The following is a 19,160-nucleotide window of genomic DNA, read 5'->3' on the forward strand; positions in this document are numbered from 1 at the left end:
TCGTAATTTGTATTAATTATATTAGTATTATTTACATCCATTGCTTTATTTTTATCTTTATTTACTTTAGTTTTAGGCATAGTATCTACCTCCAATTCCTTATTATTATTTTAGCAGGATTTTATATTTTATGCTACTATTTATATAGCTTTAGCATTTTGGCTTAAATGTTAAAAGGGAAGGCTTTTGCTTTTTAGCATTACCTTCCCCTTGTTATTCTGCAGGTTTAACATCTATTTGAAATTTTATTTTTCAGCTTCTTTTTAATCATCTCTTTAACTAGTTGCTTAATTTGAATTATTCAACGAGTTTTGATTGGTGTAATTGTTGATGAAGTATTGGAAATGATGGAATTTTGATTTGTAGTTCATTCTGTCAATTGTTTTTCAGCAAGATTTTTATAAATTTTTCAGAGAGTTGATTTTATATTTTTAATTCACTTTCTAAAGAAAAAAGACCCTTTTAGGTCTTCTACTGCTCATTGGTATTTTCCATTTCAAGTAGCATTATCTCCTGCTGAAGCTTTTGAATCTGCCTTCCTATTTCTTCTCTTTCAGATTTACTTAAGTCATTTTCAAAAGCTTCAACAGCTAATTGCCTCATCATTATTAGTCGTTCCTCTATCATATCAAGAATTTGTATTCTATATTTTACCCATTGAAGCTCTTTTATTAATTCTTCTTTATCATCCATAATTTCAAACACTTACATCTATTATTCTTCCTAAATTTGGATCAACACTCTTTTCTATCATCTTAACAGTTTCATTTGCTGTTTGTTTGCCTGTTTCCATTGCAAGTTTCATCACTACAAGGCTTGTTTCTTGGGCTACTTTTGCCTGGTTTAGGTTAATTGATAGGGCAGCTATGTCCATGGTATCAAATTCCTCCTATTACTAACTATGTATTTTCTTTTAATTTTATCTTAAATATATATTTCAACCTTATCTTTTGAATCCCATATTATTTTTTATTCATCTTCAATCTGTTCTCTCTAATGATATACAGTAATATTTATTAGATCTTATTATATTTTTTTCTCCTCTCTTCATATTAAATTGTAAAATATCTATTTTTAATATTCTATAATATTTTTCTAAAATTAACCATAACAGCAAAAAACATAAATCAAAAACAGATACAACCAACAATTGACAAAGATGCTTAAAAAGTCAACTATCAAATTAAATTTTTTTATCATACCATCATAAGTTAAATATGCAATTTTTAATATAATAATATACTTTTTCTCCACAAGTACCATCAATATTTACATAAAATTTTTCAGCTGCCATTGATCTTTTTTCACTTAAAGGATCATAATTCTGAGATAATTTTTTTACAATTTCACTCCAATGATTATTTTCATCAAAAAAGTAATAAAATATATCATCAGAATTGAAATCATTACTTATTTTAAAGTGTTCTTTAGAAAGAAAAATTATCTTCTTTTTTGTAGCTAAAAATGAACGCAATAAAGAACCATCATATGATATTAAAACATCCGCTACTTTTAATGCTGGTAAATAATCATCTTCATTGTCAATTATAATATTCTTGAAAATTCCGTTGTTTTTAATATACTTATTAACCAGTGTGTCATAATATTCTAATAACTCTGGTCTATATCTCTGGATAGCTACCCTTGTTAAAGGATGTGGTCTCCAGATTATAACACTATTTTCAACTATGTTCGGAATATTAAAAATATTTATTAATAAAGTGATTTTATCAAAAGGATTATCTGAAAAAAACATACAACCTGTATTTAATACAAATACAAATTTACCATTTATTTTATCAGCCCAACTAACCTTTAACTCTTCATTAGTTTTCATAAACTTAATTAATTTATCAAACTTAGGAGAGCCTAAAACAAGTAACTTATCTTCTGATATTCCATCTCTTATAGCTGCATTTTTAACGTGTTGACCTGCAAGTATAATCTTATCTACATACTTTATAGTTGGAATTTTATAAGCCAAATATTGGGTATTTTGTTTGTTAATAAAAGTTGATATATGATATGGTACAAAAACCAACATATCTGTATATTTCTTTAAGTTGCTTGTAAAATATTGCTCATATACTTGTGTAAGAGTATTATAATTATCATAAATATTATGTACAAATATTATATCCGGTTCTTCTTCTAAATTATAATTATCATAATGGATTATAGGAACTTTATCTAAAAATTTATCTCCCTCATACTTAGGTATTTTTTTATCATTGATTAATTCATAATAAGGTATTGGGACTACTTTTGCAATACAATCTTCATCTTTTAATGCAGCTTCATAAATTGATTCTAAACTGTCCCACATACTAATTTTGTAAGGCAAAAACAAAACATTTATTTTAGCTTTTAATTCATGCTTTATTTTTGTTTTTGTTTTTTCTATTGTCTCTATTATTTCATATTTAATATTGCTTTCAAAAAAACTTTTTCCACAAAAAACATTTAACAATGATAAACGTAAAAATTCAAGTAAATTTAAAATATCATTATATTTTGTCTCTTCTTTTAATAATTCTTCTTTTATTAATGATATAATAACCATGCAATCAAAAATTCTTTCTTTTAATTTAATACTAGTCTTATTATCTGTTAGAATTTTATTCATCAAGCTTAATAAATCTAAAATTCGTCTTTTTTTTCTTAAAAACATTAAACATACACCTCTTAATTTAGTTAATATTTTATTTCTATAGTATTTTCTTTCTTTAAAAACATTTCAATAATCTTTATTATTGATATAGATTCATAATCATATAATTTATATTCTAATTTTTTATTACCACTTATCATAGAAATAAACTCACTAAGTTCATATCTTAACCCTTCGCCATCGAATTTGTAAAAGAATTTTTCATTATCATCTTGATTTTCATACCTAATTTCGAAATTTTTAGTTTTCCACCAAGGTGCTTCTACGTAAATATAGCCATTAGTCCCTGAAATAAGTAAATGTCCTTCAGATTTTACACCTAAACCAACCTTTGCTGTAGCTAATGCATCCTCATACTTTAAATGTATTTTAGTATATAAATCAATATTATTTTTGTTGATTAACGATTCAAATTTTACATCTTTATAGTTAACACCAAGTAACTTTATTATTGCTAACAATGGATAACTTGCAAGTTCTGTTACACTTCCACCATTTTCATTTGGATCTAATTCCCTTGTTTGGCCTGAAACTAATTTTGTAAAAGTTGCTTCAACATCTTTTATTTTACCTATCTTACCACTTTTTGCAATTGATAATAGTTTTTTAAAACCTGGACAATATGCTGTCTTTATTGCCTCTATTAAAACTAAACTATTATTTTTAGCTAATGTATAAACGTCTTCAGCTTCAATAGCGTTAAGAACAAGAGGTTTCTCACATAATACATGTTTATTATTAACTAATGCCTTCTTAATATATTCATAATGTGTTTTATGTGGTGATGCAATATATACAGCATCTATATTATTAAAAAAATATTCTAAATTATCCGTGTAAAATTTTAACTCGAATTCATCTGCAAACTTTTTGGCACTATCCAAATTAGGATTATATACACCTTCTAGATTTGTACCACTTACGTACTTAACTTCTTGTACAAATCTTTTAGCTATCCTACCAGTACCTATAATACCTAATCGAATAATACCACATTTTTTTTGTCTTAATATTGTACTTGAAATACCTCTTGTTCTTTCTAAATAAATAACCTCACAGTATGGTTTTAAATAATCAAATTTTCCTTTCCAGTCTGAACCTACAACAAAAATATCTATTCCGTATTTTATTATATCTTCTAATTTCTGCCCCACATGGTCTTCAATTATGATTTCATCTGCTAATCCAGTTTTTCTAACATTTTCTATTCTTTGCATTAATGAATCTACAACATTTAATTTTCCTCTATATTCATCATATTGTTCAGTTGTTACCCCGACTATTAAATAATCTCCTAATTGTTTAGCTCTCTTTAATAAATTGAGATGACCTTCATGAAATAAATCAAATGTTCCATACGTAATTACCTTTTTCAAATTTCTTCACTCCTAATATCTATTAATTTATACGAAGAAAATTCATGTCCATGCCTTTTCTCTTCTGGTGGTAAATTCCAATAGTCCCCAAATTTGAATTTTAAATATTCATCATAATCTTTAGGTGCTGGAAAATAATACCCTTCAAATTCTATATCTTGAAGTTCTTCATACCATTTCTTATAATACCCATATTGTCCATTTTTAGGGGTAGGAAATGTTAGTGTCCTTACCATTTTGGTATTTTTTTTGTTACTTATCAATACTAAAAAATCATAAAAAATAAAAATAAATTTTTTAGGTATTAATGATAAAATTGTATATAAAATACGCATAAAAATATTTTTATCCACTCGAGCTCCTACTTTTGACCATTGCATTTTTCTAATAAGTGTGCATAATATATTATGAAATTTTCTCAAATAAATATTATCAGGCACATTATCTAATGGAAATACATCTAAAAAAATTCCAGACGGGTATTTCAAATGTTCCTGACCTTTTCTAATAAATTCAGTTCCAACTCTTCTAATTTTTGCATATCCCCATCTGTATTCTTTAGTATTTTTATGATTTTGAAAATAAAACCTACTTTTATCTAATTCAAACTCACATACTTTACAAAATTTCTCGTATTCTGTTCTTAACATAGCTACATCTGCATCGTCATCCCAAGGTATAAATCCTCTATGTCTTACCGCCCCTAAAAGTGTCCCTGCAATAATGCAATACTTTATATTATGTTTTTTACAGATTCTGTCAACTTCCAGCAACATTTCTAATTGTATCATCTGTAATTTTCTTAAATCTTCTTTTGGAATTTTTTTATTAGAATTATTTATCATTAAAATTCTACCTTCCTATCTAAAATAATTAATTCTCATTTTGCTGAACAATTTATCAAATTTATACTAATACTAAATTTATATTACAAAATTTTGATGTAAAGTATAAGATATCAAGGCTTACAGAAAACAATTATTAAATAAAGCTAATTTGTTACATTATATTTTAAAGATAATTTTTGTTCTAATTGTTTTAAAGTAAGTTCTTCATTATTTATATTGTTATTTAGAATTTTTTGGAATTTGCAATTCATTTCTATTTCTTTTATTAATTCTTTGTTGTCTGTTATTTTCAAAACTAATAATAATTCATTTAAAAAACGTGTTGCCAATTCATTTTCACCTAAAGTTAATAAGAAAAATGAAAAATTATATAACGTATCTATATCATGCGGATCTAATTCATATGATGCTTGTAAAAAAGGAATCACTATATCATAAATTTTATTATCAAAAGCTATTACTGCCAAATTATTTAATATAGTATTTTTATGTTTAAAGTCTTTATTTAAAATAATATTTATTACTTCATCTTCACATTTATTTTCATTAACAATATTTATAATTTGTTGCAAATTATAAATATTGTTAATATCTAAATCATAATCTTCAATTAACCCCATTATTAAATCCATCAATTATATCACCTCATACTTTTGTCATTAATTTATCTAATCTACTTTTAGATAAATGATAATCTCCACTTTTATTGTAATATTCAATTGCTTTATTAATATCACCTAAACATTCGTAAATAACACCCAAATTATAAAAAGTCAGATAAGAATTAACACCTTCTACTTTATATTTTTCTTTATTAGAAGCTATTTCAAACGATTTTATCGATTCATAAATATATCCATTATTCATACATATTAGTCCTTTCAAAAAATAAAAATCAGCAGAATCACATAAATATGATTCATAATCTATTATTTTTAATGCCTTCTCATATTTACCTAAACTTAGCAATGTGTAACCATATGTTTCAATCAAATCTTCAATATACTCATATCTATAATCCGTAACATATTTTATAGCTATCTCAAATTGTTTTTCAGCCATATCATAAAACTCACCCATATAATAGCTTTTACCTAATTGATAGTATAAATAAGGGTCAGTATCATTATTTTCAATTTCAACTAATAATAATTCAATATTTCTATTTAATTTATATCTGAGATTATTTATTTTTTTATCATAGCCAACATGTTCTACTTCAATATCAATATCCTCCATACACAAATAGTCTGAATCTTTTTTTTCTAATTGTTCATGAATTTTTCCTTTATATCTAAAATAATTTTTATTAAACAATCTTGCTACTCTTTGTTTGCTCTTTTTTACTCCATTTTTATCTGATATTAAATTAATAATATCAATTCTACCCAAAACATCTTTTTTAAACTTAATAAAATTATCTATTTCTTGTCTATTGAATTTTGTTATTATTTCATCTGCATCCAATATTAAAATCCATTCATAATTTGCTTTTTCAATACTAAAATTTCTTGCTTTTGAAAAGTCATTTTCCCATTTAAAATCATAAATTTTGTCTGTATACTTTTTAGCTATATATTTTGTATTATCTTTTGATCCTGTATCAACAATTATGATTTCATTAACAAAATTATTCACACTAGATAAACATCGGTCTAAATTTTTTTCTTCATCACGTACAATAACACATAAACTTATCATTTTACCACCTTGTTAACTCTTATAAATTTTCTCAAATTCATCCAATATATTTAATAAATTGTATCTTTTCAAAAATTCTTTTGTTTCAATGACACCTTTTCCTAATATATTATTTTTATCAAAAACACCTTCAATATACATCATAGCTGCATCCAATATTCTATCTTGTTTTTCATAAATTTGTGCTAACCTAAATTTAGGATAAAAACTTCCAACCCCTTTAACACTAATATAATTTCTATTTTCACCTATATCAATGCATTTTTTATAACTCAATTCAGCATTTTTAAAATCATTTTTTGCCTCATAAGTTTCTCCTAAAATATAATATAGATCTGGTAATTCACAAACAGTTTCAAGAATATATTTAATAAAATTAATGCATTCATCATATTCTTGTATTCTATACAAACAACTTGCAATTTTAATATACATATCTATTTCATATCTTGTTGTATCATTTTTATAAATATTATTCATTCTCTTAGTAGCTTCAAAAAAATATTTTAAAGCTACTTTAAAATCATTTTTTGCATAATACGTAACCCCAATGTTATACATAGTAAAAGGATCATCAGGATTTTCCCTTAATTCTTCCAATAAAATATCTAAATTTCTATTAATCTTACCTTTTTCTACAAAAACTTCTTTCATATAACCAAAATGATATATTTTAGCAACAGTTTCTGGTATTTCAACTAACTTATTATTACTTATGTTTAATTGTTCATGTATAGCTCCTTCATATCTATACATTTTTCTAAATATTTTAATATAGACATTACTAAAAACTAAATCCCCCTCACCTACTACATGATAAAAAGGAACTATTATACCGTCAAATTCACAAGATTCAATGTATTTTTTCAACTCACCAGTAGCAATTATTTTTTCATCAGCATCTAATGTAAATATCCAATCTCCACTGGCATTTTCGATAGCTAAGTTTCTTGCTTTAGAAAAGTCGTTTTCCCATTTTGTTTTAATTAATTTTACTTTATCTCCATAACTTTTAATAATTTCAATAGTTTTATCAGTAGAACCTGTGTCAACTATTACTGCCTCATCCACAAGTGGTAAAGCATTATCCAAACACATCTTTAAATATTTTTCTTCATTGTAAACAATCATGCATAAACTTAATTTCATTTTTTCACCTCACTATAAGATTAGAGTCAGTTTCCTGACTCCAATCTTAATTATATAGTATTGCATAATGTTTATTATCTTAATAATTGTAGAACACCTTGTGGTTGTTGGTTAGCTTGTGCAAGCATTGCTTGAGCGGCTTGTGCAAGGATATTATTCTTTGAGAATGCCATCATTTCTTTTGCCATGTCTACGTCTCTAATTCTTGATTCTGCTGCTGTTAGGTTTTCACTTGATGTATCAAGATTTGTAATTGTATGCTCTAATCTATTTTGTAGAGAACCTATATAAGCTCTTGCAGTAGATACTGCATTTATTGCTTTATCTAAAGCTTTTATTGTTGAAATAGCCGCTGAAACTGAACTTACTGATAAATTATCCACTGATAATGCTGCTGAACCAGCTTTTATTGAACCTAACTTAAGTGCCATTTGATCATATGTTTCTGAACTTGCTCCTATTTGGAAAGTTAAACTTCCAGTTGCTGATAATAGATTTCTTCCATTAAAGTTTGTTGATTTTGCAATATGATCTATTTCTTCTTTTAATGAATCTAATTCTGTCTTTATAGCTGCTCTATCTAATGACACATTAGTATCATTAGCAGCTTGAACTGCAAGTTCTCTCATTCTTTGAAGTATAGCGTGAGTTTCGTTTAATCCACCTTCTGCTGTTTGAATCATTGAAATAGAATCTTGTGCATTTCTTGATGCTTGATTTAAACCTCTAATCTGCGCTCTCATCTTTTCTGAAATAGCAAGACCTGCTGCGTCATCACCAGCTCTGTTGATTCTTAGACCTGATGACAACTTTTCCATTGACTTTCCAGCGTTTACAGTGTTCATGCCCAACTGACGATGTGCGTTCATCGCATTAAGATTGTGATTGATTATCATTTTACATACCTCCCTGATTTTTGTTTTTTGGCATCCTTGCCCTTTGTGTTTTTAAAACACTAATCTTTCGGCCGAAAGTTTTGTGTTTTATTTTCTACTTAATATTTCGTTTAGGTTTTTATAAACTTTAGGGGTTTTTTAAAAAATTTTTTTATTTTTTTGTTGTTTGTTTTTTCTATTTATTTTTTCGTATAGCAATTAAAAAACTTTAGTGCAAAATTGAAATTATTTTTTTATAAAATTAAGTTTGTTTCATTAATAAATTTGTTAGAAATTTGATGTTTTTATTGTATCATCTTTCATTTATTTGCATTATAAGTACCATATAATGGTTTTATTTTCTCTAAACTGCATTTTTTCGCCAATAAAACTACATATTTATATATTTTTCTTATTTTTTAAATTGACTTAATTTTAAATTTTCAGTAAAATGTATGTATAAAAGTTAACATTTTAGGAGGGATAAAATGAAAAAACTTGGACTTGTACCACGACTTATTATCGCAATCATACTTGGTATTTTAATCGGTAAGTTTACCTTCGCACCAGTAGTAAGGCTACTTGCTACCTTCAATGCTATCTTTGGTAGCTTCCTTGGCTTCTGTATACCTCTAATAATATTAGGTTTCGTTGTTGCAGGTATTGCAGACCTTGGACAAGGTGCTGGAAAGCTACTTGGACTTACAACAGCAATTGCATATATTTCAACACTAATTGCTGGTTTCTTTGCATATTTTGTTGCAAAGTCCTTCTTCCCACTATTTATACACACTGCTGAGGTTTTAAGCGATGCTGGAAACCCAGAGGACAAGCTTCTTGCACCATTCTTTAAGATTGATATGCCTCCTGTTATGGGAGTTATGACAGCACTTATACTCGCCTTCTTACTTGGACTTGGAATTGCAGCAATAAAGGAAAAGACACTATATAATATAGCAAGCGAATTCCAAAAGATAATGGAAAAGACAATTAGAAACGTAATAGTACCACTTTTACCAGTTCACATTATGGGTATATTCGCAAATATGACATATGCAGGTGAAGTTGGAAGAATACTTGGAGTGTTCTGGAAGGTATTCTTAATAATAATCGCAGCACATCTAATAATAATACTTTTCCAATATACAGTAGCTTGTTCAGTAGGAAAAAGAAATATATTTACAACACTAAAGAAGCAAATCCCAGGATACCTAACAGCAATAGGTACACAATCATCAGCTGCTACAATCCCAGTTAACCTACAATGTTCAGAAAATATGGGAGTATCAAAGGGAATAAGAGAATTCGTTGTTCCACTATGTGCAACAATACACCTATCAGGAAGTACAATAACATTAACATCCTGTGCAATTGCTGTTATGATGCTAAACAATATGCCTGTTGAATTTTCTAAGATGGTTGGATTTATAGCAATGCTTGGTGTAACTATGGTTGCGGCACCTGGTGTTCCAGGCGGTGCGGTTATGGCGGCACTTGGAATACTACAATCAATGCTTGGTTTCTCAGAAGCTCAACTTGCACTTATGATAGCACTTTATATAACACAAGACAGCTTTGGTACAGCTTGTAACGTATCAGGGGATAATGCAATTGCTATTCTTGTGGACAGCTTATATAAGGGTGAAAAGAAGGAGTAGGATTTCCTACTCCTTTTTTATATCTTTATATTCTTAAGTAGATTCTCCTTTATAAAAGCCCCATTAATGGATTTTTCAGGCTATTTCATAAGCTTTAGCAGTTATTGCTTTTCGACTTTGAAAAAGTCCGCAACTCGGCACAGGACGTGCCGAGCTGAAGCGGCCATCAGGACGATGGCATCGCGAGGGTAGGACTTTTTCAAACAAAGAAAAGCTTAGAACTGCTTAGCGAAATGAACGAAAGCCTTAAAATCCATAATGGGGCTTCAATAATAAAAAAATTAGATTATATAAATAGAAGGAGTAGGTTTCCCTACTCCTTCTTCATCCCCCACCAACAGGTGGAAATATTGACAGTATATCCCCATCCTTAAGCTGCACATCAAAATCTCCATCCTGTCCGTTTATGAGAAGAATTTTAACATTGTCTAATTTAATGTTCAGCATATTAATTACGTCTATTGCCCTTGTTCCATCCCTAAGCTCATACACTCTATCCTTATCGCGTCCATCTCTTAAGGTGGCGAATAGTTTTACTCTAACCCTCATCAAAATCATCCTTTATAGACCAAGTTTTTGTAGTTTCTCCTTTGTTGGAATTCCCTTTTCATCCCATCCACGAACCTCGTAGTATTTTGGTAGTAACTCCTGTAATCTATGAACGTGTCCCTTTGATGGGCCATCTGGAATAGGCTCAGTTAATAGTCTCTTTGGAAGTGTATCTTCACTTGGGTCTATTCCAGCATCAAGGTTAAACATCCTCTCAAGGTTGTATATCCTATCCCCTGCCTCAAGAATGCTGTCTTTGTCATAGCCAAATCCGCAGGCTTCATCTAAAAGTTTTGCATAGTCTTCTGCACCAAGTGCAAAGGAGGTAAATAGACAAAGTCCGAGGGAATCTATAACCGCTGTTAAGTCTTGGAATACCTTAACCCATTCAGCCTTATTTTGGAGGGAGTGTCTATCAAGTTTTTCTGGAAGACCTAAGATTTCAGGTGAAATCATATATCCTCTAACGTGGCATCCACCTCTATTGGATGTTGCATATTCAAGTCCGTGTCCCTGTATTGCCCTTGGATCGTAGGCTGGTAGTTCCTGCTTCTTTACAGACATTGAAAGTTCAGGTACACCATACATTTCGCATAGCCTGTAGGAACCCTCTGCAAGTTTATCTCCAAACCCCTCACGGAGTCCCATCTTCTTTGTCCATTCAATTATTGCATCCTTGTTACCAAACTTAAGTGGTGTTCCATCTACCTCATCATCCTTTATTAGTCCCTTTTCATAAAGTTCCATAGCAGCTGCTATTGTTGCACCAGTTGATATGGTATCAAGTCCATATTCATTGCATAGGTGGTTTGCTACAAATATAGCCTGAATATCATCAATTCCACAGTCTGCACCAAAGGCCCATAGGGTTTCATATTCGGGACCGCCTGCCTCCATATTTAATGCTTCAATCTTTACCCATCTTCCACAGGCAATTGGGCATCGATAGCAGGGGTTCTTTCTTACAAGATATTTATCAGTCATAGTCTCTCCACTTATGTTGTCTGCCTTTTCAAAGTAGGCCTCTTTAAAGTTATTAGTTGGGAAAACACCATTTTCATTTATTATATTTACCAAAACTGCAGTTCCATAGGTTGGAAGTCCCTGTCCTGTAACGCCATTATCCCTTAATTTCTTTATACAATCCTGAACAGTCTGCTTTAATTCATCTTCAGATTTAAGTTCAACTTTTCCTGTTCCCTTTGCAACTATGGCCTTTAAATTCTTTGAGCCCATTACAGCACCAACGCCAGAACGTCCTGCTGCTCTATCATAGTCATTTATTACAGCTGCAATTTTTGAAAGTTTTTCACCAGCAGGGCCAATACATAGAACCCTCGCCTTTTCCTTTGAAACTTTTTTAAGTTCGTCTGTAGTCTCAGATACAACCTTACCCCATAGATGTGATGCATCCCTAATTTCAACAACATCATCCTCTATCCATAAATACACAGGAGTTTGTGCCCTTCCTTCTATAATAATCATATCATAACCTGCATTTTTAAGCTCTGCACCAAAGAACCCACCAGAATTTGAACAAGCAATTGTCCCTGTTAAGGGGGACTTTGTTACAACCATATACCTTCCACCTGTTGGGGCTATTGTTCCTGTTAGAGGGCCTGTTGCGATTATTATCTTATTCTTCTCATCAAAGGGGTCTACCTTTGCTCCAACTTCATCATAATAGAGTTTTGTGGCAAGTCCCCTTCCTCCTATAAATTTCTCAGCAAGGTTTTTGTCTAATTCTTCCTTTTTAATTTCACCTGTTGTTAAGTTCACTCTAAGTATTGTTCCCCTGTAGCCAAACATATAAAAACCTCCCTTCATATTAAGTTTCAAACTATTTGAAACTTAATCTATAAAGAGCAAGATTTATGCCAAAAAGCCCTTCTGTATAGTAGAGGCTTTAAAATGTCTATTGAATAAGAAAGGGCAGGACATAATAAAATGCCTGCCACAATCGCTAACAAACATATTTAATTATACTGTTCTATTATAGCTCATTTTTGTTATATAACAGGTGTTCTGTATTGGAACTTTGTTCTATTTTGGAACAGACAGGTCTATATTATACTCCTTTATCTTTCTATAAAGGGTGTTTCTGCCTATACCAAGTGCCTTTGCTGCCTTTGTTACGCTGTATTCAAAATGCCTTAGTGTATTTTCTATGTGTCTCTTTTCAACTTCACTTAATGTTCTTGGGGTAAACCTATTTACATCCTTTTCACTTACCTCCTTTAGTGTCTGTGGTATATGGCCTATGTTTATTACATACTCAACATAGTTTTCAAGCTCCCTGATATTTCCTGGCCAGTCATAGGAAATTAATCTCTCCATTTCATTATCATCTATAATTACAGGCTTTTTATTTAGCCTTTTTGATAACTTATCCATAAAATATTTGATTAAATAGGGTATGTCATCCCTTCTATCTCTAAGGGGCATAATATATAGAGGAAGTACATTAAGTCTATAGTATAGGTCGCTTCTAAACCTTCCCTCCCCAACAAGCCTTTTTAAGTCCCTGTTGGTTGCTGCTATTATCCTTACATCTACATACTTTGGGGTATTGCCTCCTATTTTTACTATAACCCCCTCCTCTATAACCCTAAGAAGCTTAACCTGCATATCAAGGGGCATATCTCCAATTTCATCTAAGAATATTGTTCCTCCATTTGCCTGCTGAAACTTACCCTCATATCCTCCCTTTTTTGCACCTGTAAAGGCACCCTCTTCATAACCAAATAGTTCAGATTCTATTAGGTTTGAAGGGATTGCTGCACAGTTTACAGCAACAAAGGGCTTATCACATCTACTGCTGTAGTTGTGGATGGACTGGGCAAAGACCTCTTTACCTGTTCCACTCTCTCCAAGTATTAGTATAGTTGATTTGCTGTCTGAGATTTTTTTTGCATATTCAACGGTCTCCTTAAAATTTTCATTCTGACCTATTATTTTATCGAAGGTGTATATTGCCTTTGAGGAGGATATTTTATCTATCAACCTTCTTTCCCTTTTAATCTCTTTAAATACGCATACATACTCCTTTTCACCTGAGGTATAGCTTGAATATATACTTAAGGTCAAAGAGAGCTTATTTATATCTGCCTTAACATAAACCTCTAAATCCTTTACCTCCCCATCCTTTAAAAGTTTCTTTTTTATTTCATCATAATCATATATTAAGTCGCACATAGATACGCCATCTTTTTTTATATTAAATAGGTTCTTGAATCTACTATTATAATATCCGATACTTCCATCTTCACTGCAGGCACAAATTCCAGCCTCAATCGAATTAAATATCCTTTCTATATACCTTTTTGATTTATTTATTTCATCAAGATAAACTTCATTTTCAATAACCCTCTCTATCGCAAAGGCTGCTGCAACAACCATTCCTAAGGTATGGGGATGGACATTTTCGCTATAGCCTGTAATGTCAAGGCATCCTATTATATCACCATCTTTGTTTCTAATTGGTGCTGCAGAACACGTCCACTTATGGTAGGCATATATAAAGTGTTCATCCTTTGAGACCTGAACAGGCCTTTTTTCCTTTAAGGCTGTTCCCATAGCATTTGTTCCTATTGCCTCCTCAGACATAAAGGCACCTGGCACCATCTTAAGCTCAAAGGCCTCTGTTAGTATGTTTTGGTCTCCTAAGATATTTAAAATACAACCCTCTTTATCTGTTAGAATAAGAAAAAAATCATATCCCTTTACAAAATCATAGAGCATATTCATAAAGGGAATGGCAGATAAAATAAGCTTTCTATTTTTTATTAGCCTCTCATTTAGTTCATTTTGGGTAAGTATAATTCTACTATATTTTAAATCCTTATCAATATTATATAGGTGGCATCTGTCGTGGGACCTCTTTATGTAGTCTTTATCCCTATTCATAAAAATCCCCCTATTTAAATTTTTTTATACCTTTACATAAAATTATTTGATACAATTAAACATATAATTTTATTAAACAGAAATTGTTGGAGGTAGTTATGCGGATTTTGGTTGATGCTGATGCGTGTCCTGTGAAGGATATAATTGTGAAGGTTGCTAAGGAGTATAAACTGGATGTTTTAATGTTTATGGATACATCCCATATTATAGATGATGGATATTCTAAAACAATTATCGTAGGAAAGGGACGTGATTCTGTTGACTTTGCCCTTGTAAACGAAGCAAAACAGGGCGATATTGTTGTAACGCAGGATTATGGTGTTGCTGCAATGGTTCTATCTAAGGGAACCTTTGCAATAAATCAAAATGGTCTTATATTTACAAATCAAAATATCGATTCTCTTCTTATGCAAAGATATGTAAATTACAAGGTTAGGGAAAGTGGTGGAAGAACATCAAATCCTAAAAAAAGAACCCATACAAATAACCTTAATTTTGAAAAGAGTTTAAGAAGAATAATTGAACAGAATTTTGTGAGATGATTGGGCTACTTCCCAATCATCTCTGTATTTAGCTCCATTCTTAAAAAGTTTAAAAGTTCCTTTGCTGCCCTCTCTCTTATCTTTTGTCTATCTCCTGTAAGTCTTAGCTCCTTAAAGGTTTTATATCCCTTTATATATACCCCAAGATAAACAAGTCCAACAGGCTTTTTACTTGTTCCTCCAGATGGGCCTGCAATTCCAGTTGTAGATATTCCAACATCTGCCTTTGCTGTCTTTGCAACGCCCTCTGCCATCTCTATTGCAGTCTGATAGCTAACAGCCCCGTGTAGTTTTAATGTTTCTTCGCTAACATTTAACCTGCTCTTTTTTGCATCGTTACTATAGGTTACAACACCCTCTAAAAGAACCTTTGATATTCCTGGGTAGTTTATAAGCTGTGCTGTAACAAGTCCTCCTGTACAGGATTCAGCAACGGCAATTTTAAGATTTTTTTCAAGAAGAAGCTTTGCTACAACCTCCTCTAAAGTCTCATCATCCTCTGCATATATGTTTATTCCAAAAATCTCCTTTAATTTATTATATACAGGCTCTATTAAACCTCTTGCCTCCTCTTCTGTCTTTGCCTTTGCAGTTATTCTAAAGTGTACCTCTCCATTTTTTGCATAGGGTGCAATAGTTGGGTTTTTGCTGTTTATCAAATGGAGAATCATCTCCTCTGCTTGGGCTTCTCCGATTCCCATAATCTTAATTGTTTTTGATAGGATTACATTTCCGCTCTTTTCCTTAAGATATGGAAGTACATACTTTTCAAACATAGGCTCAAGCTCCATTGGAGGACCTGGGAGAAGTATATAGGTTTTGTTTTCAGCTTCACATATAAGCCCTGGTGCTGTTCCCCACTCATTCATCAAAACCTTTGCGCCCTCTATTACATAGGCCTGTTTTTTGCTATTCTCCGTTAATTGCCTTTTTATTTTTCTAAAATATTCTTCTATATGCTTATATACATTTTCGTTATATATTAGCTTTTTATTTAAATGTTCTGCAACCGTTTCTCTTGTTAAATCATCCTGTGTTGGGCCAAGCCCTCCGCAAAGAATAATAATATCTGCCCTTTGTTTTGTAATTTCAAGTTGAGATAGTAACCTCTCCCTATTATCACCTACAACCGCCTCATATATATGGTCAATCCCGAGTGCTGCTAAGTTTCTTGCGATAAAGGCTGCATTGGTGTTTATAATGTCTCCAAGTAATAGTTCTGTACCAACACATATAAGTTCTGCCTTCATAACCTCACCTCATTTACCCTTTAAAAAGGTTCAAGATTTTATATTTTAAAGTCATCCTTTGTTTTGTATTATTTAATATTATACTCCATTTTACAGGAATACTTAAATGTAAATTTTGAAAGGTTTCTTTAATTTTTTCATCAAAATAGTCTAAATCCTTGCTTTTAAAGGTTGTAAGTTCATTTATTATTGCATCTTCTATTTCAGTATTTTTATCCTCTCTATTTAAAAGCCTATACTTTGGTTCTATGTAGTATAAGTAATAGACAATAAAGCTTGAGAGTATGTCTTTATAGCTCTCTTCCCTTCTATTTATTTTTATAAATTCAAAGTAGGTAAGTATGTCCTCCTCTTCATAGAAAAGGTCAAATAGTGCCTTATGGTATTCAAAATTTGTCAGGTATTTACCTACTTTATATAGTATTATGTTTCTGTGCCTTATGCTGGTTTCTATATCATACTCTTTTATTACATATTTTATTTCATCAATAAGTTCACCAAAGTCTTCACCACTAAAATCATCTATTAGGTATATTACATCTAAAAAAGACATATCAATTCTTGTTTTAATCTCTTTCCTTGCCTTTATAGCTCTTACCTGTTCAATAAGTTCCTTATTTTCAAGGTAGTTTTCAAGGGTAATTCCAAGCTCAAAATTTTGTACTATACTGCATTCTGCCTCTTTGTTTATTGTGTAGGATGTGTTTATTATATATTCAAATAGGAGCTTCTTTGCCTCCTGAAATCTATCCTGCCTGTTTAAACTTTTAAAGTACTCGTTTATTATTTTTCCTAAATATTCCTTTGAATATTCCATAAAATAGTCTAAAATTTCTCTTCTATATTCTTCAAAATATTTTACTGCATCCTCACTCTCTTCAAGACCTCTTTTGAAGATTTCAAAGGATAGCTCCTTTTTGTCTGCTTCAATTAACCTTTTGTATATACTTCTTTTTACTTCGCTGCTTTCCCTTTTATATATTTCATATAGCTTATTTCTTATTATATGGGCTTCTAATATTCCTTCAACATCTATTATAAATCCTATAGCAAAATCTAAATCCCCCTCTATTTTATCTAATATATATTTTATTATCCTATCACTTATACCTTGTGTTAAGGTTTTATTAAAGCCCTCTATGTTTTTTAGCTGAATATAGGAAAGTCCTGAACTTACTGCACAGGACACTGCAATATAGAGGGAAATTTCATTTGCTACATCAAGGTCAACAAAATCCTCAACAAATTTAAAGAAGGTTTTATCAAGTACATAGGTTTTAAAATAGGGCTTTTCCTTGTTTAACTCTAACATCCTTTCAAACAGTTCAACTGCACTATCAAAACCAACTATTTCCTTTAGTATGTTAAAATAGCTCCTATAAAATATAGAGACTATTCTATCATATATTCCCTTTTTGTGTTCAATATCCTTAAACATAAAAAGATAGAATTCCTCTGCAATATCACTATTTACTTTATCCCAAAGCAAATCAAGGGAGTTTATGTAGTTTTCTATAAAGGCTTGTCTCTCTTCAGGTTTTATGTATTTTAAAAGAAATTTAAGAGCCTCCTTTATCGCCACACCATCATTTATAAGATTAGGAACGTTTAAAAGTAGAAATAGATTATAACTATTATTTAGCTCTTCATCAAGTAAAGTGTAGTTGAAATATTCCATAAAGTTCATATAGGTTCGGTATATTTTCTTTGAGGCATATACACCTGAATCTATAAATTTAACATAGGGTGTATTTATCATAAGCTTTGGGCCTATTCCTCTTTTAAAGTCAAATGTATAGGATGATTTTTGTATATTTTCGTCAAATATATATAACCTTACATCTCCTTTAAAGTAGGGGTTTGTTGTGAAGGTTATATTTTTTGAAGAGGCTTCATTGAAACAATAGTATATTGCCTCTAACCATTTATTATGGTTTTCCACTTTATCTACTATTGTTACTTTTTCACCCTTTAAAAGAAGATAGGCTATGTCTTTTATACTTCTATCCTGTCTGTTTTTTAAAAACTCCTCTGCATCATCATAATTAAAGTTTTCTTCCACTTCTCTTTTAAGATTTTCTACATCCTCAAGGGTATTTATAAAAATGTTCTCTTTAATCAAATTGAGTGGATTAATTTCATCAAATAAAACTATGTGAAGTGCATTTTTATCATCTATCAAAAAGGATTTAATGATTACAGAATCCGAAGAATCCAGTTTAAAATATGTATAGGTATCCCCTACATTTTTTTCTTCTAAATTAAACATTTCTACAATCCTATTTAAATCATCTTTATTTATTTCATCTTTATATACATATCCTTTTTCCTCAACATATACGGCGTGTCTTATCATATCTATTCCCCCAAATTTATACATACTTAATTATAATATACTATAAATATAGGGTGTTAGAAAAGATATTTCTAACACCCTTATGTACCTACATAATATAAATAGTTCAATCAATTTTAAAAAAGCCATATGAAGGTGTATTGGCTCTTTTATGAGCTTTAGCAAATCTTGCTTTTCGACTTTGAAAAACTCCGTAATTCGGCACAGGACGTGCCGAGCCGAGCGGCCATCAGGACGATGGCATCGCGAGGGTAGGACTTTTTCAAACAAAGAAAAGCT

The 19,160-nt window shown here is 30.5% G+C and carries 16 protein-coding genes; 2 read left to right on the forward strand and 14 right to left on the reverse strand.

Annotation, left to right across the window (positions count from 1 at the left end):
• Positions 1-471: 471 nt before the first annotated feature.
• The 9 genes from A3M9_RS0105410 to A3M9_RS0105450 all read right to left on the reverse strand — a co-directional run bounded on the left by A3M9_RS0105410 (position 472) and on the right by A3M9_RS0105450 (position 8,641).
• Positions 472-693, reverse strand: a complete 222-nt coding sequence (locus tag A3M9_RS0105410; RefSeq protein WP_027308320.1) for a hypothetical protein — start codon at positions 691-693, stop codon at positions 472-474.
• A 4-nt stretch (positions 694-697) separates the two neighbouring features.
• Complete coding sequence (locus A3M9_RS14400) at positions 698-874, reverse strand: YjfB family protein (protein ID WP_084424645.1); 177 nt, start codon at positions 872-874, stop codon at positions 698-700.
• Between the two features lie 330 nt (positions 875-1,204).
• Positions 1,205-2,671 (reverse strand): hypothetical protein, encoded by a 1,467-nt coding sequence (locus A3M9_RS0105420; RefSeq protein WP_027308321.1) that lies wholly within the window; start codon positions 2,669-2,671, stop codon positions 1,205-1,207.
• Between the two features lie 23 nt (positions 2,672-2,694).
• Entirely contained in the window at positions 2,695-4,047 is a 1,353-nt protein-coding gene (locus tag A3M9_RS0105425) for a Gfo/Idh/MocA family oxidoreductase (protein ID WP_027308322.1), read from the reverse strand.
• On the reverse strand, positions 4,044-4,892 hold the full coding sequence (locus A3M9_RS0105430) for a phosphorylcholine transferase LicD (protein WP_035165924.1): 849 nt from the start codon (positions 4,890-4,892) through the stop codon (positions 4,044-4,046). Before A3M9_RS0105430 ends, A3M9_RS0105425 begins: the two co-directional genes overlap by 4 nt.
• 146 nt (positions 4,893-5,038) lie before the next feature.
• Positions 5,039-5,530 (reverse strand): tetratricopeptide repeat protein, encoded by a 492-nt coding sequence (locus A3M9_RS0105435; protein WP_156897872.1) that lies wholly within the window; start codon positions 5,528-5,530, stop codon positions 5,039-5,041.
• Positions 5,531-5,540: 10 nt separating this feature from the next.
• Positions 5,541-6,596, reverse strand: a complete 1,056-nt coding sequence (locus A3M9_RS0105440; protein WP_027308325.1) for a glycosyltransferase — start codon at positions 6,594-6,596, stop codon at positions 5,541-5,543.
• A gap of 12 nt (positions 6,597-6,608) precedes the next feature.
• Positions 6,609-7,745, reverse strand: a complete 1,137-nt coding sequence (locus A3M9_RS13240) for a glycosyltransferase (RefSeq protein WP_051350610.1) — start codon at positions 7,743-7,745, stop codon at positions 6,609-6,611.
• A gap of 74 nt (positions 7,746-7,819) precedes the next feature.
• The gene (locus tag A3M9_RS0105450; RefSeq protein ID WP_027308326.1) at positions 7,820-8,641 is read right to left on the reverse strand and encodes a flagellin; all 822 of its coding nucleotides are present in this window, start codon (positions 8,639-8,641) and stop codon (positions 7,820-7,822) included.
• A 467-nt stretch (positions 8,642-9,108) separates the two neighbouring features.
• On the opposite strand from A3M9_RS0105450, the gene A3M9_RS0105455 reads away from it, so the two are divergent.
• The gene (locus tag A3M9_RS0105455; protein ID WP_027308327.1) at positions 9,109-10,278 is read left to right on the forward strand and encodes a dicarboxylate/amino acid:cation symporter; all 1,170 of its coding nucleotides are present in this window, start codon (positions 9,109-9,111) and stop codon (positions 10,276-10,278) included.
• A 324-nt stretch (positions 10,279-10,602) separates the two neighbouring features.
• Here the strand turns inward: A3M9_RS0105455 and A3M9_RS0105460 are convergent, their stop codons facing one another.
• From A3M9_RS0105460 to A3M9_RS0105470, 3 genes are all read right to left on the reverse strand, one after another.
• A complete protein-coding gene (locus A3M9_RS0105460; protein WP_027308328.1) occupies positions 10,603-10,827 on the reverse strand; it encodes a MoaD/ThiS family protein in 225 nt (74 codons plus the stop codon).
• A gap of 12 nt (positions 10,828-10,839) precedes the next feature.
• Positions 10,840-12,636, reverse strand: coding sequence for an aldehyde ferredoxin oxidoreductase family protein (locus tag A3M9_RS0105465; RefSeq protein ID WP_027308329.1), 1,797 nt, complete (start codon positions 12,634-12,636; stop codon positions 10,840-10,842).
• 234 nt (positions 12,637-12,870) lie between these two features.
• A complete protein-coding gene (locus A3M9_RS0105470; protein WP_027308330.1) occupies positions 12,871-14,733 on the reverse strand; it encodes a sigma-54-dependent Fis family transcriptional regulator in 1,863 nt (620 codons plus the stop codon).
• Positions 14,734-14,831: 98 nt separating this feature from the next.
• Here A3M9_RS0105470 and A3M9_RS0105475 point away from each other — a divergent pair, with 98 nt between their 5' ends.
• The gene (locus A3M9_RS0105475) at positions 14,832-15,275 is read left to right on the forward strand and encodes a YaiI/YqxD family protein (RefSeq protein ID WP_027308331.1); all 444 of its coding nucleotides are present in this window, start codon (positions 14,832-14,834) and stop codon (positions 15,273-15,275) included.
• 5 nt (positions 15,276-15,280) lie between these two features.
• Here the strand turns inward: A3M9_RS0105475 and A3M9_RS0105480 are convergent, their stop codons facing one another.
• Together A3M9_RS0105480 and A3M9_RS0105485 are read right to left on the reverse strand one after the other, a co-directional pair.
• Positions 15,281-16,525, reverse strand: a complete 1,245-nt coding sequence (locus tag A3M9_RS0105480; RefSeq protein WP_027308332.1) for a competence/damage-inducible protein A — start codon at positions 16,523-16,525, stop codon at positions 15,281-15,283.
• A gap of 13 nt (positions 16,526-16,538) precedes the next feature.
• Positions 16,539-18,881: a hypothetical protein gene (locus A3M9_RS0105485; protein WP_027308333.1), complete on the reverse strand. Its 2,343-nt coding sequence runs from the start codon at positions 18,879-18,881 to the stop codon at positions 16,539-16,541.
• Between the last annotated feature and the right edge of the window lie 279 nt (positions 18,882-19,160).

Source organism: Caloramator sp. ALD01, assembly GCF_000472625.1.
GTDB classification, from domain to species: domain Bacteria; phylum Bacillota; class Clostridia; order Clostridiales; family Caloramatoraceae; genus Thermobrachium; species Thermobrachium proteoclasticum.